The sequence below is a fragment of the Ramlibacter sp. genome (assembly GCF_035548915.1).
GTDB lineage: Bacteria > Pseudomonadota > Gammaproteobacteria > Burkholderiales > Burkholderiaceae_C > Ramlibacter.
This window is the reverse complement of the sequence record NZ_DASZSE010000001.1, coordinates 1-18,732: the sequence shown is the minus strand read 5'-3', so window position 1 is coordinate 18,732 and position 18,732 is coordinate 1. Positions and strand designations below refer to the sequence as shown.

The window sequence follows — 18,732 nt, the reverse complement described above, 5'->3', positions numbered from 1 at the left end:
CGAGATCGAAACCATGCGAATCGTAGTGACCGGCGCCGCCGGCTTCATCGGCAGCAACATCGTCCGCGGCCTGAACGCCCGCGGCATCGACAACATCATCGCCGTCGACGACCTGACGCAGGGCGACAAGTTCCGCAACCTTGCGGACCTCTCCATCGACGACTACATCGACGCCGACGAGTTCTACGGCGCGTTCCAGGACGGCGCCTTCGGCAAGGTCGAGGCCGTGTTCCACGAAGGCGCCTGCAGCGACACGATGGAGACCGACGGCAAGTTCATGATGGATAACAACTACGGCGTGTCCTGCGCGCTCTTCGAGACCTGCCGCGAACGCGGCACGCGCCTGCTCTATGCCTCGTCGGCCGCGGTGTACGGGGGCTCGGACGCCTTCCGCGAATCGCCGGAGTTCGAGCGGCCGCTCAACGTCTACGGCTACTCCAAGCTGCTGTTCGACCAGCGCATGCGGCGCGAGCTCGGCGCGGACTTCCGCAAGGGCCGCACCGGCAAGGGGCGGCAGGTCGTGGGCTTTCGCTACTTCAACGTCTATGGGCCGCGCGAACAGCACAAGGGCCGGATGGCGAGCGTGGCGTTCCACCAGTTCAACCAGTTCCGGGCCGAAGGCCGGGTGAAGCTCTTCGGCGAGTACGGCGGCTACGCGCCGGGCGAGCAGAAGCGCGACTTCGTGTTCGTGGATGACGTGGTGGCGGTGAACCTCTGGTTCTTCGATCGCCCCGAGAAGTCGGGCATCTACAACCTGGGCACCGGACGGGCGCAGCCGTTCAACGACGTGGCGGCGGCGGTCGTGGGCACGCTCACGGGCAAGGCGTGCGACACCGCGTCGGCGGTCGCCGCGGGGCTCGTCGAGTACATCCCATTTCCGGATGCGCTGCGCGGAAAGTACCAGTGCCACACCGAAGCCGACCTGTCGGCGCTGCGCGCGGCGGGGTGCGAGCATGCCTTTGCCGATGTGGCGACGGGGGTGGCGAAGTACATGGGGGCGCTGTCGCAGCAGGATTGATCGGGCGGCGGGCCGCCTCGTCAACCTGAGCGCATCACGGCCGTTAGAGTGAAGCCGGCCGGGGGGCCGAGCCATCCAACCAGGAGAAATTCCATGCTCAAGAAACTGCTAGTGATCTTCGCCCTGCTCTGGGCATCCGTCAGCGCATTCGCCGCCGTCGACGTGAACAAGGCGAGCGCCGCCGAACTGGACGGCATCAAGGGCATCGGCCCCGCCAAGTCCAAGGCCATTCTCGACGAGCGCAAGAAAGGCGGCGACTTCAAGAGCTGGGAAGACCTCATCAAGCGCGTGAAGGGCATCGGCGAAGCCACGGCCGCCAAATTCTCCGCCGACGGGCTGACGGTGGGCGGCGAGTCCTACAAGAAGGCAGCCGGCGCCAAGAAGGACGACAAGGCGGCGAAGAAGGAAGACAAGATGGAAGAGAAGGCCGCGAAGAAAGACGAGAAGAAGGACGAAAAGAAGGACGAGAAGAAGGACGACATGGCGGGCAAGAAGGGCGCCGCCAAGTCGCCTGCCAGCGCCGCGAAGAAGTGACGCCGCGAAGTCGCGGAAACCGCGGAAACCGCTGAAACACTGCGATCCCCGAGGGCGGGGATTCGGAGCAGGACCCGCCGAGGCGGGTCTTTCCTATTTCGGCGGAGCCATCGCTAGCAGATCCGTCACGCCCGGATCCACCCCGGCTTGCATGAGCAGCGTGCTCACCTGGCCCCGGTGATGCGTCTCGTGGTTGAAGAAGTGCGTGAGCGCCATCCACATCGGGTGCTCGCGCTCGATGCCTTGCGTGTTGGCGTAGCGCATCGTGCGCTCGGGAAAGTCCTCGGGCATCGCATCCACCCAGAGGACGATCGCGTCGTCCAGCCGGTGGCGCATGTCTTTGAGCGCCTGCCAATCTTCATGCAGGAGCGTAGCGTGCTTCGCATGGGCCGGCAACGCGAGGAGCTCGGGCGTGAGGGACGCGAATTCGACGCCTTGCGCCGCGAAGCGCTTCAGCCAGAGCTTGTCGGCCCAGACGAGGTGATTGAAGGTGCCATGGATGGAGCGGAAGAACGCGCCGCGATCGGCCTTGCGCTGCGCATCCGTGAGCTTCTCGCTTGCCGCGTAGAGGCGCTCGTTGATCCAGCGGTTGTAGACAGCGAGGAAGCGGTAGTTCGCGGCAAAGGGGTTCATGGCCGCATTTTTACCGGCGCGGGACGCAACCCGCTAGTCCAGTCGTCCGCGGATTCGACCCGTTCAGCTTCCGACCCCAAACCCTCCACCGCCCGGCGTGTGGATTTCGAAGACGTCACCCGCTTGCATCTGCGCCTGCCCGATGTGTTCGAGCTCTTCGACGCGCCCATCCGCGCGCACGACCCGGTTGATGCCGACCTGCCCCGCTTCGCCGCCTGCCACGCCGAACGGGCCGTGCCTGCGGCTGTTCGACAGGATGCTCGCCGTCATCGGTTCCAGGAAGCAAACGCGTCGAATGCCGCCGTCGCCGCCCTTCCAGCGTCCCTGACCGCCCGAGCCCTCGCGGATCTCGAAGCTCGCAAGCCGCACCGGAAAGCGGAATTCGAGCACCTCCGGGTCGGTGAGTCGCGAGTTGGTCATGTGTGTCTGCACGACGCTCGTGCCGTCGAAGCCGCCCGTGAGGTGCCCCTCATCGTCGAATTCGCCGCCCGCGCCGCTGCCGCCTGAAATCGTTTCGTAGTACTGGTAGCGGTCGTTGCCGAAGGTGAAGTTGTTCATCGTGCACTGGCTCGCGGCCATCACGCCGAGCGCGCCGAAAAGCGCGTTGGTGATGCACATCGAGGTCTCCACGTTGCCGGCCACGACCGATGCCGGCGGGTTCGGGTTCAGCATCGAGCCCGCCGGGATGACGACCTTCAGCGGCTTCAGGCAGCCGGCGTTCAGCGGGATCTCGTCGTCGACCAGCGTGCGGAACACGTACAGCACCGCGGCCATGCACACCGCCCGCGGCGCGTTGAAGTTGTTGGTCTGTTGTGCGCTCGTGCCGGTGAAGTCGATCTCGGCGCTTCGGCTGGCTGCGTCCACGCGGATCGACACGCGGATTTGCGCTCCGTTGTCCAGCGGCAGCGTGAACTCGCCGTCCTTCAGCCGCGTGATGACGCGGCGCACGGACTCTTCGGCGTTGTCCTGCACGTGCCCCATGTAGGCCTGCACGACGTCGAGCCCGAACTGGTCCACCATCCGGCGCAGTTCCTGCACGCCCTTCTCGTTGGCCGCGATCTGTGCCTGCAGGTCGGCCATGTTCTGCGCGGGATTGCGCGAGGGGTACTTGCCGCTTCGCAGGAGCGCGAGCATTTCCGCTTCGCGCAGCACGCCGCGATCGACCAGCTTGAAGTTGTCGATCTCCACGCCCTCTTCTTCGATGCGCGTGGAAAAGGGCGGCATCGAGCCGGGCGTCACCCCGCCGATGTCGGCATGGTGGCCGCGCGAGCCTACGTAGAAGAGGGGGCGCATGCCGCCGCCCTCACCCCCGCCCTCTCCCGCCAGAGCGAAATGGGGGTCAGATTCCAATTTCCCCAGATAGACCGGCGTGATCACCGTCACGTCCGGCAGATGCGTCCCGCCGTGATACGGATCGTTCAGCACGTACACGTCGCCCGGCGACATCTTCCCCGCGTTCTCGCGGATCACGGTCTTGATGCTCTCCCCCATCGAGCCGAGGTGCACCGGCATGTGCGGCGCATTCGCGATCAGGTTGCCCTCGGCGTCGAAGAGCGCGCACGAGAAGTCGAGCCGCTCCTTGATGTTGACCGAGTACGCCGTGTTCTGCAGCTGCAGCCCCATCTGCTCGGCGATGTTCATGAAGAGGTTGTTGAAGACCTCCAGCAGCACAGGATCGACCTGCGTGCCCGCCGCGAACTTCACCTCGCGCGGCACGCGCCGCTCCATCAGGATGTGATCGAGCGCGGTGATCCGCGCCTCCCATCCCGGCTCGACGATGGTGGTCGCGTTCTTCTCGGCGACGATCGCGGGGCCCGCGATCGCGTCGCCCGGGCGGAGGTCTTCGCGCACGACGAGCGCGGCGTCGTGCCACCGGCCGCCGGAATACATGCGCACCGTTTCGCGCCTTGGCGCCTGCCGCGCTTCGCGCAACGCGTGGCGCGGCTCGGACGGCGCATCGCCCGCCACCACCGCCTCCACCGACACGGCCTCGACGATGAGACGCTTGCCCAGCATCAGGAAAGAGAAGCGCTGGCGATACGCCGCTTCGAATGCCGCCTGAACCTCCGCCAGCGTCCCGAAGGGCACGATGAGCGCCGAGTCGGTGCCCTCGTAGCGCACGTGCACGCGGCGCCGCACGCTCACCGCGTTCGCGCCGACCTGCTGGCGCTGCAGTTCGGCCCCCGCGGCCGCGGCCAGCGCATCGAGCGACGCGGCCACCTGCGGCAGCGACGACGCGAGCAGCGGCAGCTCGATCGCCTGTTCGCGGATCGCGTTCTGATCCGCGAGCCCCATGCCGTACGCGGACAGCACCCCGGCGAGCGGATGGACGAAGACGCGGCTCATCCCGAGCGCATCCGCGACGAGGCATGCATGCTGCCCGCCCGCGCCGCCGAAGCATTGCAGCGTGTAGCGCGTGACGTCGTAGCCGCGCGCGACCGAGATCTTCTTGATGGCATTGGCCATCTGCTGCACGGCGATGTCGATGAACCCCTCGGCCACGGCCTGCGCCGTGCGGCCCGTCCTGCGCGCCAGTTCGTCGAACCTGTCGCGCACCACGTCGAACGCGAGCGGCTCGTCACCGTGCGGCCCGAACACCTTCGGGAAGTAGCGCGGCTGGATCTTGCCCACCATCACGTTCGCATCGGTCACGGCCAGCGGGCCGCCTCGCCGGTAGCTCGCGGGCCCCGGATTCGCGCCCGCGCTTCGCGGCCCCACGCGAAAGCGCGCGCCGTCGAACTCGAGGATCGAGCCGCCGCCTGCCGCCACGGTGTGGATGCTCATCATCGGCGCGCGCATTCGCACGCCGGCCACCTGCGTTTCGAATTCACGCTCGAACTCGCCCGCGAAGTGCGACACGTCGGTGGAGGTGCCGCCCATGTCGAAGCCGATGACCTTCACGTGACCGCCGGCCGCATCCGAAGGGTCGCCGAGCGCGAGCTGCGCGGTGCGCGCCATGCCGACGATGCCGCCCGCGGGCCCCGAAAGAATCGCGTCCTTGCCCTGGAACGCGTGCGCGTCCGTCAAGCCTCCGGAAGACTGCATGAAAAACAGCTTCACACCGGGCATCTCGCCCGCGACCTGCTCGACGTAGCGCCGCAGGATCGGCGACAGATACGCATCCACCACCGTCGTGTCGCCGCGGCTCACGAACTTCATCATCGGACTCGTTTCGTGCGACGTGCTGATCTGCGTGAAGCCGACTTCACGCGCGATCGCGGCGGCTTTCTTCTCGTGCGCATGAAACCGCCAGCCGTGCATGAAGACGATGGCGACGCTGCCGAGGCCGCGCGCGAGCGCCGACTGCAGTTGCCGCCGCAGATCGTCCTCGTCGAGCGGCTGCACGACTTCGCCACCGGCGCCGACACGCTCCGCGGCTTCGATCACTTCGCGATACAGCAGCTCGGGCAGCACGATGTGCCGCTCGAAAAGCCGCGGCCGGTTCTGGTAGGCGATGCGCAGCGCGTCGCGAAAGCCCCGCGTCGTGACGAGCAGCGTCGGCTCGCCTTTGCGTTCGAGGAGAGCGTTGGTGGCAACCGTCGTCCCCATCTTCACGCATTCCACGCGCTCGGGCGTGATCGGCTCGCCGGGTTTCAGCCCCAGAAGATGGCGGATGCCCGCGACGGCGGCGTCCCGGTACTGCTCGGGATTTTCGGAGAGCAGCTTGTGGGTGGCGAGCGTGCCGTCCGGCCTGCGCGCCACCACGTCGGTGAAGGTGCCGCCGCGGTCGATCCAGAACTGCCAGCGGCGCGCGACAGCGCCGGAAGATGAGTCTTGCATGGTCCGAGGTGCTTCCTGCTCCAGGAACGCAATAATGCCCCATCCTCGACAACGACCAAGGAAGCGGGAATGAGGCGCTTGCTCGACCGGCTCTACGACGCCGCCGCCTGGCTCGCGGCGCTTGCCATGATCGGCGTGCTCGCGATGGTGCTGCTGTCCATCGTGAGCCGGCAGCTCGGGTTCAACGTCCCCGGCACCGACGCCTACGCCGGCTACTGCATGGCCGCCGCGGGCTTTCTCGCGCTCGCGCACACGCTCAAGAAAAACGAACACATCCGCGTGACGCTCTTCCTCGGCCGGCTGCACGGCGGCGCGCGCCATGCGCTCGAGATGTGGGCGCTCTCCGCCGGCGTCGTGCTGGGGGGCCTCTTCGCCTTCTACTCCGTGCGGCTCGCGTGGGTCTCGCACAGGATCAACGACATTTCCACCGCGAACGACGCCACGCCGCTCTGGCTGCCGCAGATCGCCATGGCGCTCGGCACGCTCGTGCTGCTGATCGCCCTGGCCGACGAGTGGGTGCTCGAGCTGCGCGGACAGCGGCGCACGATCGATTCCGAGGAGGCTCTGCACAATGAGTGACGTCGCGATCACCACCCTCCTCATCGTTTCGCTCTTCGCGCTGCTCGCGAGCAGCGTCTGGATCGGGCTCACGCTCGCGGGCGTCGCGTGGATCGGCATGCAGCTGTTCTCGTCGCGCCCCGCGGGCGACGCGATGGCGGTGACGGTCTGGGGCTCCGCGTCGAGCTGGACGCTCACCGCACTGCCGCTTTTCATCTGGATGGGCGAGATCCTCTTTCGCACGAAGCTGAGCGAAAGCATGTTCCGCGGCCTCGCACCGTGGGTCTCGCGCCTGCCGGGGCGGCTCCTGCACACGAACGTGATCGGCTGCACGATCTTCGCGGCCGTGTCGGGCTCGTCCGCAGCCACCTGCGCGACCATCGGCAAGATGACGTTGCCCGAGCTCGCGAAGCGCGGCTACCCGGAGGAAATCACCATCGGCTCGCTCGCGGGCGCGGGCACGCTGGGCCTGCTCATTCCGCCTTCCATCATCATGATCGTGTACGGCGTGACGGCCGACGTGTCGATCGCCAAGCTCTTCATCGCCGGCATCTTTCCCGGCATCCTGCTCGCGTCGCTTTTTTCCGCCTATCTCGCCGTGTGGGCGGGGCTCAACCGCCACAAGGTGCCCACGCCGACCGACTCGCTCACGTTGCAGGAAAGGCTCTACGAGTCGCGGCATCTCATCCCGGTCGTCGCGCTCATCGCCGCCGTGCTGGGCTCGATCTACAGCGGCGTCGCGACCGCGACCGAGGCGGCGGCCGTCGGCGTCGTCGGATCGATCATCCTCTCGGCGGTGCAGGGGTCGCTGTCGTGGGCGACCTTTCGCGATTCGCTCATGGGCGCCACGCGCCTTTACTGCATGATCGCGCTGATTCTCTCGGGCGCCTCGTTCCTGACACTGTCGATGGGCTACATCGGCTTGCCGCGGCACCTGGCGGAATGGGTCGCGACGCTCGGCCTCACGCCCTTCATGCTGATCGTCGCGCTCGCGGTCTTCTACATCGTCCTGGGCTGCTTCCTCGACGGCATCTCGATGGTGGTGCTCACCATGGGCGTGATCCTGCCCACCGTGCAGTCCGCGGGCATCGACCTGCTCTGGTTCGGCATCTTCATCGTGATCGTGGTGGAGATGGCGCAGATCACGCCGCCCGTGGGCTTCAACCTCTTCGTGCTGCAGGGCATGACGGGCAAGGAGATCACCTGGATCGCGCGCGTGACGCTGCCCTTCTTCATCCTCATGTGCGCGATGGTGCTGATCCTGTGGTGGGTGCCGCAGCTCGCGACCTGGCTGCCGGGTCATATGTAGCGAGTGAGGTAGCGAGCGCGTCGCGCAGATCGAAGAGTTCGAAGCCCGTCTCGTCTCGCACAGCCTGCGCGTAAGGCGGCATGTTGGTGCATTCGAGGACGACGCTGCGCACGTCGGGTGCGCGCGATTTCAGAAGAAGCGCCGCGGCCACGACGTCGTCACGCGCCCGGCCGAGGTCCATCGTCGCGCGGTTGCCGAGAATCGCGCGAGCGAACTCGCCCTCACCATCGACACCTTGCACCACCACGTCCGCGAGCCGCGGCCCGGTGACGCCGGCGCAGCGCAGATAGTCCGCCGTGAGATGAACAGCGCTGATCGTGAGCACGCCCACACGCCCTTCGCGTTCGAGGAGCGACGGCAACAGCAGCAGGCTCGAACTCACCACCGGCACGCGCGCCGCGCCCTGCAGTTCGCGTTGCAGCAGGACGAGAAATCCGCAGCTCGTCGTGATGGCGAATGCGCCTTCATCCTCGAATTCATGCAGCGCATCGACGAAGCGGGTGGGCAGCGTGCTCGCCTTCAGCGTCTCGGCCGACGTCACCACCGCGCGCGGCCATGCCCCGTCGATCACCTTGTAGCGCACATCCGCTGCGAAGGTGGCGGGATGCCCCACGTCCCCCGGTGGCCGGGGAAAACGCGTGTCGAGCATCAGCACGCCGAGGAAGCCACCCGCCGCTTCGGGTAACACCGCATCGGCAGGCCCGGGAATTGCACTTATTCTGGTCGGGTCCATCGAACCCGCATTCTCCCGGAGCCGCAATGAAACTCAAGCTCGCACTCGCCGTGGCCGCTTTCGCGCTCGCCACGCAGGTTTCCGCCCAGACGAAATGGGATCTCCCCGCCGCGTATCCGGCGAGCAATTTCCACACGGAAAACCTCGTTCAGTTCGCGAGCGACGTGGACAAGGCCACCGGCGGCAAGCTCAAGATCACGGTGCACGCGAACGCCTCGCTCTTCAAGGCGCCCGAAATCAAGCGCGCCGTGCAGGGCGGGCAGGCGCAGATCGGCGAGATCCTGCTCGTGAACTTCGAAAACGAGTGGAAGATCTTCGGCGCCGACGGCATCCCCTTCCTCGCCGACAGCTACGACGAATCGATGAAGCTGTACAAGGCGCAGAAGCCGCTTCTGGACAAGAAGCTCGGCGAGCAGGGCATGATGCTCCTCTACGCCGTGCCATGGCCGCCGCAGGGCATCTACACCAAGCGCACGCTCAATTCGGCGGCCGACATGAAGGGCCTCAAGTGGCGCGCCTACAGCCCAGCCACCGCGCGCATCGCCGAACTGGTCGGCGCTCAGCCCGTCACCGTGCAGGCGGCCGAACTCTCGCAGGCCATGGCGACCGGCGTCGTCGACTCGTACATGTCCTCGGGCTCCACCGGCTACGACACGAAGACGTACGAGCACATCAAGAACTGGTACGACACGCAGGCCTGGCTGCCGAAGAACGCCGTGATCGTGAACAAGGCCGCTTTCGACGCGCTGGACAAGGCGGCGCAGGCGGCCGTGCTCAAGGCGGGCGCCGAGGCCGAAGCGCGCGGCTGGGTCATGAGCAAGAAGGTCAACACGGACATGATCGACAAGCTCAAGGCCAACGGCATGAACATCATTACCCCTTCGGCGCAGCTGAAGACCGACATGAAGAAAGTCGGCGACACGATGCTGAAGGAATGGCTGGAGAAGGCCGGGCCCGAGGGGCAGCAGATGGTGGATGCGTATCGCAAGATGTAGGGTCGCGGGAAGCCACTGGATCCCCGCGTGCGCGGGGATGACGGTTCCTTCCCGGCTGGACGGTTCCTTCCCGGCTGGGTCCCCTCGTACGCGGGATTGACGGTTCCTTTCCAATTGGATCCCCCGCACGCGCGGGGATGATGGTTCCTTTCCAGAGGTGACGCCCGCGAGCGGCGATGACGACGAGCCCAAACCATGTACCTTCTCCACGGCTTCAGCCAGTCCGGCAACACGTTCAAAGTCGCCTTCATGCTGCGCGCGCTGGGCGTGCCGTGGGAGGCGGTGTTCGTCGACTACATGCGCAGCGGCCAGACGCGCGACCCGCAATGGCGCGAAAGCGTCAACGAGATGGGCGAGGCGCCCGTGCTCGAAGCCGACGGCAAGCGCCTGTCGCAGTCCGGCGCGATCCTCACCTGGCTCGCGGACCGGCACTGCCGCTTCGGCGGCCGCGATGCCGACGAGAAGTACGAAGTGCTGCGCTGGCTCCTCTACGACAACCACAAGTTCACGAGCTACTTCGCGACGTGGCGTTTCATGAAGTCGTTCGCGCCGTCACCGCCGGACCCGGCCGTCGCCGCCTTCCTGAAGGCGCGCATCGAGACCTGCTTCGGCATCGTCGACAGGCACCTGGAGCGCGGGCCGTTCATCGTGGGCGACGAGCCCACCATCGCGGACATGTCGCTTTCGGGCTATCTCTTCTTTCCGCCGGAGGAAAGCGGATACGACGTCGCGGGGCAGTATCCGCAGATCGGCGCATGGCTCGCGAGGCTGCGGGAGATTCCGGGCTGGGCCGATCCCTATGCGGTCTTGCCGGGGGAGCGCATCGCGCCGAAGTGGTAGCGCCTAGCGCTCGATCTTCAGACACCCCGGCCAGAGCCGCTCGACTTTCCGGGCCGACTTTCGCACACGCTCGGCCACCCGTTCCTCGATGTCGTGGTGATACCTCGGCGTCACGCCATCGAACCACTGGAACTGCTGCCACTCGCGCGACGGCTTGAAGCTGAGCGCGAGCTGCGTGGCGAGCAGCTCCGCATAGAACGGATCGACGTCGCGCCAGCGGTCCAGCGCATCCGATATGCGCGCCGTGATCGAGTGCGCCGAGTCCGGCGGCAGGCCTCGCAGATAGAAGCTGATGTTTCTGCGCCAGGCGAAAGCCGGCGGATAGACGTAGATGAGAATCGTGCCGCGCGGCTTCGTGACCCGCAGGAGCTCGTCGAGCGCGCGGTCCGGATCGTCCATGTGGTGCAGCGCGCCCCAGCAGATCGTCGCGTCGCTCATGCGGTCCGCGAGCGGCAGGTCCGTGCCCGAGGCGCGAACGAGCACGAACTCGCGCGGGCGGCGGATGTATTTCGGAAACGCGTAGATCGCCTCCGACAGGTCGACGCCCACGTAGCGCTCGCACTGCGGCGCGACGATCCGGCCGATGCGTCCGTTGCCGCATCCCACGTCCACGACCGACTTGCCGCGGAAGAAGTCGCGCGGCAGCAGGAAGCGGCCGAAGAGATGGCCGTGCGCGAGCACTTCCCGATCGGCGAAGCCGTCGATGCGGGTCCACTCGTACCCGAAGCTTTCCACGTACGACGCATCGCCCAGGCGCGGGTCCGCCAGCACGTCGGCGTCGGTCTCGCTTTCGCGCATTTCTCGCGTGAACATGCCTTCAGCCCTCCGCTTCGCGCACGAGCCGCATCGCGAGCTGGTCGCCCGCTTCGCGGACTTCGATGCCGATGGGCCGGTCGGGCGTGGCGAGCATCTCGTGGCCCGCCGCGAACGCCTCGGGAAACATCCGCCGGTCGATGAGAAGCTCCCTCGAATTGAAATCGAACGAACTGCGGGCCGGCCCGGCATCGATCACGATGCGTCCGAGCGCCTCCATTCCCACGACCTCGATCGCGAGGCCGTTGGCGGCGCGCACCGTGGCGGCATCGTGCGACTGCTCGACGTCGGCGCCGATGCCCTCCCGGGCGAGCATGAAGCGCAGGCATTCGGCGACCTGGTCCGCCACGGAATCCTCCGCGTCGAATGCCGCGGATTCTCCGAGGAAGCGGAACCAGGGAAAGTACGTGAGCGCGAAGGTGCTGCTCGCAAGCCGCGAGGCGATGGCGCGGAAATCGAACGTGCAGCGCGTCACGTCCTTGTCCTTGCGAACCTGCTGCGGCAGCGCGAGATCCGCGACGCGCGACACGAGCTCGCCGCCGGCCACCGTCAGCACCGAAAACGGCACCGGAAACCATGGGGCGACCGTGACGGTGCCGATGCCCTCGACGATGGTGCCGCGCGCGACCACGGGCGAGCGCAGCAGGTCGAGCGGCGCGTCGTTGCGCGTCGCCGCCGAGCCGATGAGCACGCCCGCGGCGAGCACGGCCCAATGCGAAAGGCGTGCGCAGATATTCCTGGCCGAAGGCGGCTGCATGGGCCTTGTGTCTTCCTTCCTCTTCATGCAGTTGCGGCGGCGGGCTGGGACACAGCGTCGGGGCGCGGCTCGAGATGATGCACCACCCGCTTCGGCTCTTCAAGTAGCCGGTCCAGCGCGAAGTTGAGCATCTGCATGAGCACCTGCTCGCCCACCCCGCTCGACGGCGCCGCCTCGGCGGAGGCGTCGGGCACCCAGGCCGACACGGCGCGAAAGCGCAGGGCGAGATCGGGCGGCAGCTGCGCAACGCGTTCGAGTCCGCGCGCCACGATGTGCTGGGCGAGCGCGCGGCGCGACGCCTGCGGCTGCGGACCTTCCACGAGGATCGCGAAGCGCGCGTTCGCGATGCGGCAGACCGTGTCGACTTCGCGCACCACCGACGACAGCCGCGAGGCCGCGACGACGAGCGAGCGGTCCCCCGCCTCGCGGCCTTCCTTCGACACGATCTCGGCGTGATTCGCGAGCTCCACGAGCAGCAGCGAGCAGCGGTGGTCCGCGCGGCGCGCGCGCCTGAGCGCATCCCGCAGGCGCAGCATCAGGACGGGCGTGGCCGTGAGGCCGGTGAGCGGATCGGTGCTGTCCAGGGCACGCATGCGCGCGCGATTTTCGCTGAAGTCCTTCGCGCGCGCGTGCAGGATCCACAGCAGAAGCGGAATCTCGATCGCCGAGCCGATCAGCACCGCGTACTGCGTGGCCCAGCTGTCGGGCAGCACGCCGGCGGCGCGCAGCGCGGGGAACGGGTAGGCCAGGTGCACCGGCAGGAAGCCGAGGAAGAGCCAGAACGAATAGCGCTCGCCGCGCCGCCAGGTCCAGAGGCACAGCGAAATGCTGAGGATCACCGACAGCAGCCCGTACACGTTCAGGATCGCGTAGACGAGCGGCCCGTTGAAAAGCACGTAGAAGACCGGAAACACGAAGCCGAAGCTGAAGAAGGCGACCACCGCGCGATCGAGTTTGCGGCTGTGCCGCTGCAGGGCCGTCGATTCGCGGATGAACCAGATGCCCGAGCCCACCATCACGAGCATGAAGAGCGCGGGCGCGGCGTCGTTGAACCACCACCACTGCGGCCAGAGAAAGACACCGCCCAGCCCCGTGAACGAGAGCTGGAAGAGGAGCATGCACGCGACGTAGATGCAGTAGACGTCGAACACGGCCTCGCGGTAGAGCCTGCCGTGCATCAGGCCCACGATGAAGACGAGCAGGCCGAAGCCGAGATAGCCGCCCACGAGCAGATCGGTCCACTGGCGCGTCTTCTGCAGGCCGTCGTCGCTCAGCAGCTGCACGAAGGGACTCGTCGGCGCGGGCCGGTTCTCGAGCCGCAGCCACACGGTGCCGCCCTGCGGCGGCGCGAGGAAGAGCGGCGTGAAATTCGGGTGGTCCCATTGCGCCACGGCGACGTGGTCACCGGCGCGCTGTTCCTGCCAGCGGCCGTCGGCCGCGCGCGTGAAGAGGCTCGCGCGGTTGATGAACGCGGCCCCCGTGAGCATCAGGTACCAGCGCTGCGCGGGGTCGTGCGCGCCCAGGTCGAAGCGCATCCACAAGGCGCCATTGCCGAGCGCGAAAGCGCGGTGGCGGTCCATCGATTCGAGCTTCACGCCGCCGCCCGACGCCTGCTCGATCGAGGCCCGACCCGTCTCGTCGATCCAGTAGCGGCCCTGGAGTGTGATCTCGCCCTCGCCGCCGCCACCGCCCTCGCCCCCGCCCTCGCCTTCGGCCGCGCGCGCGGCCTGCGCCGCGCCGAAGAGCATCGTCACCGCGACCACGGCCAGGCACGCCAGCGCGCGCAGCGCGCTCACTCCGCCGTCCTCCATTCGCCGTGGGTCGTGAGGCGATCCTCCAGCCGGTTCATCCACCGCGGCGCGCGCGGGTGGTCGTGCCAGGTGGCGACCGTCTCGCGCATCGGCTTCAGCACTTCCTCGGGCAAGGCGAGCGGGCGCGTCTGGTCCAGCAGGAACTGCGTCATGAAGTGGTAGCCCACCACGCGCGTGAACATGCGCGTGAGAGAGAAGTCCGGCACCACGAGGCGCGCGAGCGCATCGAAGACGCGCACCGATACCATCGCGAAGGCGAAGAGAAGACGCGTGAGAACGCCCACCCGTTCGTTCACGCCGATCTCGCGCGCGGTCGCGCGGCCCACGAGCCAGCGCGTGAGCGGCACCGGCAGTCCGCGGATCACGGGCAGCGTGAGCGACTTTTCCATCGTGGCCATCAGCGCGCCGCCCAGCGCGGGGCGAACGTCGGGCTCGATCGCCTCCTCGCGCGCCAGCTCCTGGATGCTTTCGAACATCGCTTCGGCTTCGGCCATGCTGTGCGCCATCAGGTCGCTGCGGATGCCGAGCACGTGGCCCGCGACGTTCCAGGCGTGCAGATACGCGATCTCCTGCGGGTTCGTGAGGCGCATGCCCAGCGTGCGCAGCCCCCTCAGGAACACGTAGCTGAAGGTGAGGAGCGTGTAGGCGAGTTCCAGCTGGTTGCAGGGCAGGCCCTGCGTGCGGACGTCCCAGCCGCAGGCGAGCAATGCGCGGTGCAGGCTGCGCCCGCCCGGCACCTGCGGCAGCGCCTCGATGCGGCCCGCCGCGAGCTCGGGTGGGCCGCGCAGGATCAGGTGGCGGATCGTCGCGTGGATGAGGCGCACCTTCAGCACCTGCGCGACGCCGCCGCCGTCGCCCGCCGTGAGGCCGCCTTTCATCATCACCGGGAACACCATTGCCGCCGTCTGGCGGATGCGGTGTTCGGTGTGCGCCTCCAGCTGGCCCGCCACGTGCAGCACCTGCGCGAGGTGCGGCAGCACGTAGCATTCCGGCAGGCTCGCGCAGAAAAGCAGCACGCACGAGAGCGGGCCGTAGTCCATGAAGAGCGCCTCGGCGCCTTCGATGTCCGCGGTGCGCGCCCACTCGGGCAGGCCGCGCGCCTCGTCGAGATAGGTGCGCAACGCGGCGACGATCGCCGGGTCGGCATCGGCGGGCGACCAGCTGTCCAGGCTGCCATTGGTGGTCCAGGCCGCCATCAGCTTGGTCGCGTCCGCGAGCCGCGCGAGCGCGCGGCCGTTGTCCGCGGACACGGAGTCGTTGCCGACGATCGCGGCCACGGCGCGGTCCGCCACGGGGTCGGCCACGCGCGTCATCGCAAGCCAGTGCGTCGCGCGACCCCGCGTGGTCTGTTCGCGCTCGCCGCACCAGCGCGCCCAGCCCGCGGCTGCGACGAGCGAGGGAATGCCCATCGCGAAGAAGGCGACCGCGCGCAGTTCGGGCTGCGCGAGGAAGAGCATCTGGAACACCATGAGGCCGGCGAACATCGCCACCGGCAGCAGGCCCGCGATGCGGTCGGTCTTCGTCTTCGGCGAGGCGGCGCGAGGCGCGACGTTCGCGAGGAAGAGCGCGACGATCGCGAAGCCCACGATCATCCAACCTTCGAAGCCTTGCACCGGCTCGCCGAACCAGTCGCCGTGGGTTTCGGCCATGATCCAGGCCTTCAGCTGGTACACGAAGTACGGATCGGCGCCGAGATCGAACGCGGTGACGAGCATCGCCGCGAGCAAAGCCGTGAGCGTGACGTCTTTCCAGCCGAAGCGGCGCGGCGACGCGTCGCGCCAGAGCGCGAAGGACGCGACGACGAGCGTCATGTGCGCGAGCCCGAACCACATGAGCGGGATCACGAGCGGGACGGAGCCCAGTTTCGGGCCGAGCACGTCGGTGTAGAAGTAGCTGCCGAAGAGCCAGCCTTTGGTCGAGCCGAGCTCCTCGGCCACCCAGCCGAGGGGCACGGCGATGACGAGAAAGAGGGTGGCCGCCTGCGCACCGAAGAGGCGCCGGCAAGACCAGAGGCTTGCGCCGCTCATGGCGAGCGATGCGAGGACGAGGGCGGCGGTCTGGCGTGGATACGAGGCGAGCGTCCACAGCAGCCAGGCGGCGCCTGCTGCAACGAACGTCAAGACATCGCGATTCGAGTGCGTTCGCGCCCCTTCCTGCATGGGCCCGTTTGTAGCATCAAATCATGGGCGTGAAGGTGCGTGCAGTCCCGCGGCCTTCAAGTGGCGTTCATGCGGGCCATGTCGTGGAGGACTTCGGCGGAGGTCTTGCGGCGGGCGCGGCGCAGCACGCGTTCGTTTTCGCGGCGCAGCCACTCGGTGCGGTCCATGAAGTGGCGGCGGAAGTAACTTTCGGCGTAGCTGGCTTCGCGGGTGCGGTCGTCGAGCGGTTCGATCACGACGCGGCGCTGCCCGTCGTCGCCGACCTGGATGTCGGAGATGATCCATTGATTCTGCGGAAACGCTCTTTCCACCCAGACCCGTTCCCGCCGCAATCCTCCGCGTCTGAGCGCGGATAAATAGAGGACAGTCATTGTTCGTTTCCCAAGCTGATGGGGAGAATTTACACGGGTTGGGTTACCGGTTCTTGAAGATGGGGAATTAGAACTTTTTGGCGATACGAGCGAGCATCGCGCCGCTTGCCGCCTGTGTGCCTCCGACGGCAATCCGATCGCTCCCGGCGATGGCTTCGGCTGAGGGAAGCCCTTCGGCTTCGTCAGTGCCGAGCCGATAGATCAAGCTGCGAAGCAGAATTGGAAGTATGAAGTGTCAACCATCTACCTAAGGGTCTCAACCTTCAAGTTATAAATCGACCAAGCGGCCTTGCGTCCCTTGTCTTTCTCACCCGACTCGAACGCCGCGAACATTTCTTGCAACTTCTGGTCGATGAATCGCACCTTCTCAACATCGCTAGTGATCTGTCGCCGAATTTCGGACCACAGCTCCTTGAGATCGGCCATGTGGGATTCGTACGTCATGTGGCCCCACTCCGGGTATTCGTCCGGTGCTCTCGTGGCTGCACCGCCGACAGATCCTGCGAAGTCTTCCAGCTGTTCTTTTAACGACATCAGATGGCCCTTCCCACAGGTCTGAACTGAGGGATCGACATCCGCGGTATGACATACGGTCCACCAAGGGCCGAAGGGCGGATGATCAGAAAGTTGCCAGCGCGGATTTCGTTCCACTTCATGATTTGCGGTGTGGTCGCGTTCTTCCGGGCTAACGTGGTATCCGCATACAGGTTGAAGCCAAGCCGGCTATCTGGAATTCCGATGTCGTATTCGTTCGCGATGCGCCGATTGACTGCCCAGAGTTTCGACATAGAGCTATCGTTGATTCCCTCGGCCTTGGCGAAGAATCGAAGGTCAAGCCGAACCTGGCGGTCAATGAAGGTACCAAGTTCCTTTGCATACTCACCGGCCTTGACCGCCAAGTCGCCCTTTGCAATGGACTCCACACCCGCCGCGTATGCACTGTCAGTCGACTTCATGTGGATGTCGAGTACTTTGTTTTCGAACTCCTGTACTGTCATCTGCGATTTCCCGATGCGCAGGTCCCGGTAATTGTCTCCCCAGGTCTCGCGCAAGCGCTGGTCGCGCACATAGTCCTCGTAAACAGATTTCATCTGGTCCAACGTGGCGGCATAGTCCTTCACCACTACACCCGCGCCGTCAGAGCTGGCAACCATTGATTGCACATAGCTACTTGGCACGTTTGAGGCGCCGGATTCGAGCATCATGCCACGCATGCCCTCGATGCGCTGTTCGATCTGTGCGCGGTCGAGCCGCGCGAGGTCCGCTTGCAAGCCAGGGATTTCGCCGAGCAGCCCCAGGGGATCGGCTCCAAGGTTGAGTGCCGCGTCCCAATTGCCGTTGCGCACCATTTCAAAGCCGCCGCTGCCGATACCCCCGCGCATCGGTGCGCGTGCGGCCCCGCCCGTCAGGAACGCCTGCGCGCCTTGGACGGAATCTTCGCGCGCCTCCTGGCCAAGGATTTCCCTGCGCACCTGCTGCTCCACGTTGAGCTTTCTACGAGCAAGCTCGCCGGGCGAGGGGTACTCGTCGCTCTGTATGTCCATCGCGTTGCGATAGGTGTACTCGCTCGCAGGCGTGTAGTTCTCGCTTTGGATATCGACCGCGTTGTCGTACGCGGCGGCATTGTTCCGACTCGAGTCTTGGCCTCCTTGCCCTGCGTGCGGCGACGTTCCACTACTCAACACCGCCTGCACCATGCTCGCCCAGTTGAACGACTGCTGCAGCCCGGTGGCCATCGCGAGCCCTTGGGTGAGCGCACTGCCCACGATCCCGTGCGCAAGCGCATTGCCTGCGGTGCCCGGCGCGCCCCCGAGCCCTTCGGGCAGCAACTGCCCGAATGCAGCCGAGGCCACGCTGAGCGCGAGCTGCCCGATGTCGAAGCCGCGCTGATTGCCAAAGGCCATCTGCACGCCCTGTCCCGCGACGGAGCCGGCTGCCGCCGCGACGGTGGCCGCTGCGAATTGCGCCGTGGCCGTGGCCGTGGTGCTCGCTGCCGTGGCCGTGGCAGCGGTCGTAGCCGCAGCGGCAGTGCTGGGCCCCATGATCGCCCCGAACACTTCCGGCCCCGCAAGCGTCGCCACCAGCGCCGCGACGAACGCCGACAGGAACTCCCCGAACAGGTTGTCGGGCCGCTTGACCTGCAACAGCGCCGGATCGGTGGGCCCCACCACTCTGCTCGGGTCGTAGGGCGTGAAGGTCCCCGCGCCGTTGTGCGAATGCTGCAGGTTCGGCAGCGTGAGCGTCATCCCCACCCGCACATCCGCATCGCCCTCGATGCCGTTGGCCCGCGCCACCTGGTACCACAGGTTTGCATCGCCATAGGCCGCCTGCGCGATGGAGCGCAGGCTGTCGGTGCGCTGCACCGTGTAGCCGCCCAGCTGCGCGGTGGCCGCATAGGCCGCCGCCACCGCCGCATAGCCG

Annotated in this window: 16 protein-coding genes; 6 read left to right on the top strand and 10 right to left on the bottom strand. The window is 66.8% G+C overall.

What is annotated here, in order from left to right:
• Positions 1–13 precede the first annotated feature (13 nt).
• Positions 14–1,018, top strand: coding sequence for an ADP-glyceromanno-heptose 6-epimerase (rfaD, locus tag VHA82_RS00080; protein ID WP_325538997.1), 1,005 nt, complete (start codon positions 14–16; stop codon positions 1,016–1,018).
• A gap of 93 nt (positions 1,019–1,111) precedes the next feature.
• Complete coding sequence (locus VHA82_RS00075; protein WP_325538995.1) at positions 1,112–1,552, top strand: ComEA family DNA-binding protein; 441 nt, start codon at positions 1,112–1,114, stop codon at positions 1,550–1,552.
• A 93-nt stretch (positions 1,553–1,645) separates the two neighbouring features.
• Here the strand turns inward: VHA82_RS00075 and VHA82_RS00070 are convergent, their stop codons facing one another.
• Positions 1,646–2,185 carry a DinB family protein gene (locus tag VHA82_RS00070; RefSeq protein WP_325538993.1) on the bottom strand — a complete coding sequence of 180 codons (540 nt, stop codon included), beginning with the start codon at positions 2,183–2,185 and terminating at the stop codon, positions 1,646–1,648.
• A 63-nt stretch (positions 2,186–2,248) separates the two neighbouring features.
• A complete protein-coding gene (locus VHA82_RS00065) occupies positions 2,249–5,965 on the bottom strand; it encodes a hydantoinase B/oxoprolinase family protein (RefSeq protein WP_325538991.1) in 3,717 nt (1,238 codons plus the stop codon).
• 69 nt (positions 5,966–6,034) lie between these two features.
• On the opposite strand from VHA82_RS00065, the gene VHA82_RS00060 reads away from it, so the two are divergent.
• Entirely contained in the window at positions 6,035–6,544 is a 510-nt protein-coding gene (locus VHA82_RS00060; RefSeq protein WP_325538989.1) for a TRAP transporter small permease, read from the top strand.
• A complete protein-coding gene (locus VHA82_RS00055) occupies positions 6,537–7,832 on the top strand; it encodes a TRAP transporter large permease subunit (protein WP_325538987.1) in 1,296 nt (431 codons plus the stop codon). Before VHA82_RS00060 ends, VHA82_RS00055 begins: the two co-directional genes overlap by 8 nt.
• Here VHA82_RS00055 and VHA82_RS00050 read toward each other — a convergent pair.
• A complete protein-coding gene (locus VHA82_RS00050; RefSeq protein WP_325538985.1) occupies positions 7,762–8,565 on the bottom strand; it encodes an aspartate/glutamate racemase family protein in 804 nt (267 codons plus the stop codon). The genes VHA82_RS00055 and VHA82_RS00050 overlap by 71 nt on opposite strands.
• Positions 8,566–8,591: 26 nt before the next feature.
• Here VHA82_RS00050 and VHA82_RS00045 point away from each other — a divergent pair, with 26 nt between their 5' ends.
• Together VHA82_RS00045 and VHA82_RS00040 are read left to right on the top strand one after the other, a co-directional pair.
• Positions 8,592–9,560, top strand: a complete 969-nt coding sequence (locus VHA82_RS00045) for a TRAP transporter substrate-binding protein (RefSeq protein WP_325538983.1) — start codon at positions 8,592–8,594, stop codon at positions 9,558–9,560.
• Positions 9,561–9,755: 195 nt separating this feature from the next.
• Positions 9,756–10,400, top strand: coding sequence for a glutathione S-transferase (locus VHA82_RS00040; protein WP_325538981.1), 645 nt, complete (start codon positions 9,756–9,758; stop codon positions 10,398–10,400).
• 3 nt (positions 10,401–10,403) lie between these two features.
• Here the strand turns inward: VHA82_RS00040 and VHA82_RS00035 are convergent, their stop codons facing one another.
• The 7 genes from VHA82_RS00035 to VHA82_RS00005 form a co-directional block, all read right to left on the bottom strand.
• Positions 10,404–11,213, bottom strand: a complete 810-nt coding sequence (locus VHA82_RS00035) for a class I SAM-dependent methyltransferase (protein WP_325538979.1) — start codon at positions 11,211–11,213, stop codon at positions 10,404–10,406.
• 4 nt (positions 11,214–11,217) lie between these two features.
• Positions 11,218–11,970, bottom strand: a complete 753-nt coding sequence (locus VHA82_RS00030; protein WP_325538977.1) for a hypothetical protein — start codon at positions 11,968–11,970, stop codon at positions 11,218–11,220.
• Between the two features lie 23 nt (positions 11,971–11,993).
• Entirely contained in the window at positions 11,994–13,766 is a 1,773-nt protein-coding gene (locus VHA82_RS00025) for a sensor domain-containing diguanylate cyclase (RefSeq protein WP_325538975.1), read from the bottom strand.
• Positions 13,763–15,901, bottom strand: a complete 2,139-nt coding sequence (locus VHA82_RS00020; RefSeq protein ID WP_325538973.1) for a carotenoid biosynthesis protein — start codon at positions 15,899–15,901, stop codon at positions 13,763–13,765. Before VHA82_RS00020 ends, VHA82_RS00025 begins: the two co-directional genes overlap by 4 nt.
• 95 nt (positions 15,902–15,996) lie before the next feature.
• Positions 15,997–16,251 carry a hypothetical protein gene (locus VHA82_RS00015; protein ID WP_325538971.1) on the bottom strand — a complete coding sequence of 85 codons (255 nt, stop codon included), beginning with the start codon at positions 16,249–16,251 and terminating at the stop codon, positions 15,997–15,999.
• Positions 16,252–16,554: 303 nt separating this feature from the next.
• Entirely contained in the window at positions 16,555–16,845 is a 291-nt protein-coding gene (locus VHA82_RS00010) for a hypothetical protein (protein ID WP_325538969.1), read from the bottom strand.
• Positions 16,845–18,732, bottom strand: a 1,888-nt coding sequence (locus VHA82_RS00005) for a LysM domain-containing protein (protein ID WP_325538967.1), incomplete at its 5' end; no start/stop codon positions are given. The genes VHA82_RS00005 and VHA82_RS00010, both read right to left, overlap by 1 nt.

Coding starts and splice junctions, on each gene's coding strand:
- rfaD (WP_325538997.1), top strand. CDS start 14: ATGCGAATCGTAGTGACCGGCGCCGCCGGCTTCATCGGCAGCAACATC.
- VHA82_RS00075 (WP_325538995.1), top strand. CDS start 1,112: ATGCTCAAGAAACTGCTAGTGATCTTCGCCCTGCTCTGGGCATCCGTC.
- VHA82_RS00070 (WP_325538993.1), bottom strand. CDS start 2,185: ATGAACCCCTTTGCCGCGAACTACCGCTTCCTCGCTGTCTACAACCGC.
- VHA82_RS00065 (WP_325538991.1), bottom strand. CDS start 5,965: ATGCAAGACTCATCTTCCGGCGCTGTCGCGCGCCGCTGGCAGTTCTGG.
- VHA82_RS00060 (WP_325538989.1), top strand. CDS start 6,035: ATGAGGCGCTTGCTCGACCGGCTCTACGACGCCGCCGCCTGGCTCGCG.
- VHA82_RS00055 (WP_325538987.1), top strand. CDS start 6,537: ATGAGTGACGTCGCGATCACCACCCTCCTCATCGTTTCGCTCTTCGCG.
- VHA82_RS00050 (WP_325538985.1), bottom strand. CDS start 8,565: ATGGACCCGACCAGAATAAGTGCAATTCCCGGGCCTGCCGATGCGGTG.
- VHA82_RS00045 (WP_325538983.1), top strand. CDS start 8,592: ATGAAACTCAAGCTCGCACTCGCCGTGGCCGCTTTCGCGCTCGCCACG.
- VHA82_RS00040 (WP_325538981.1), top strand. CDS start 9,756: ATGTACCTTCTCCACGGCTTCAGCCAGTCCGGCAACACGTTCAAAGTC.
- VHA82_RS00035 (WP_325538979.1), bottom strand. CDS start 11,213: ATGTTCACGCGAGAAATGCGCGAAAGCGAGACCGACGCCGACGTGCTG.
- VHA82_RS00030 (WP_325538977.1), bottom strand. CDS start 11,970: ATGCAGCCGCCTTCGGCCAGGAATATCTGCGCACGCCTTTCGCATTGG.
- VHA82_RS00010 (WP_325538969.1), bottom strand. CDS start 16,845: ATGTCGTTAAAAGAACAGCTGGAAGACTTCGCAGGATCTGTCGGCGGT.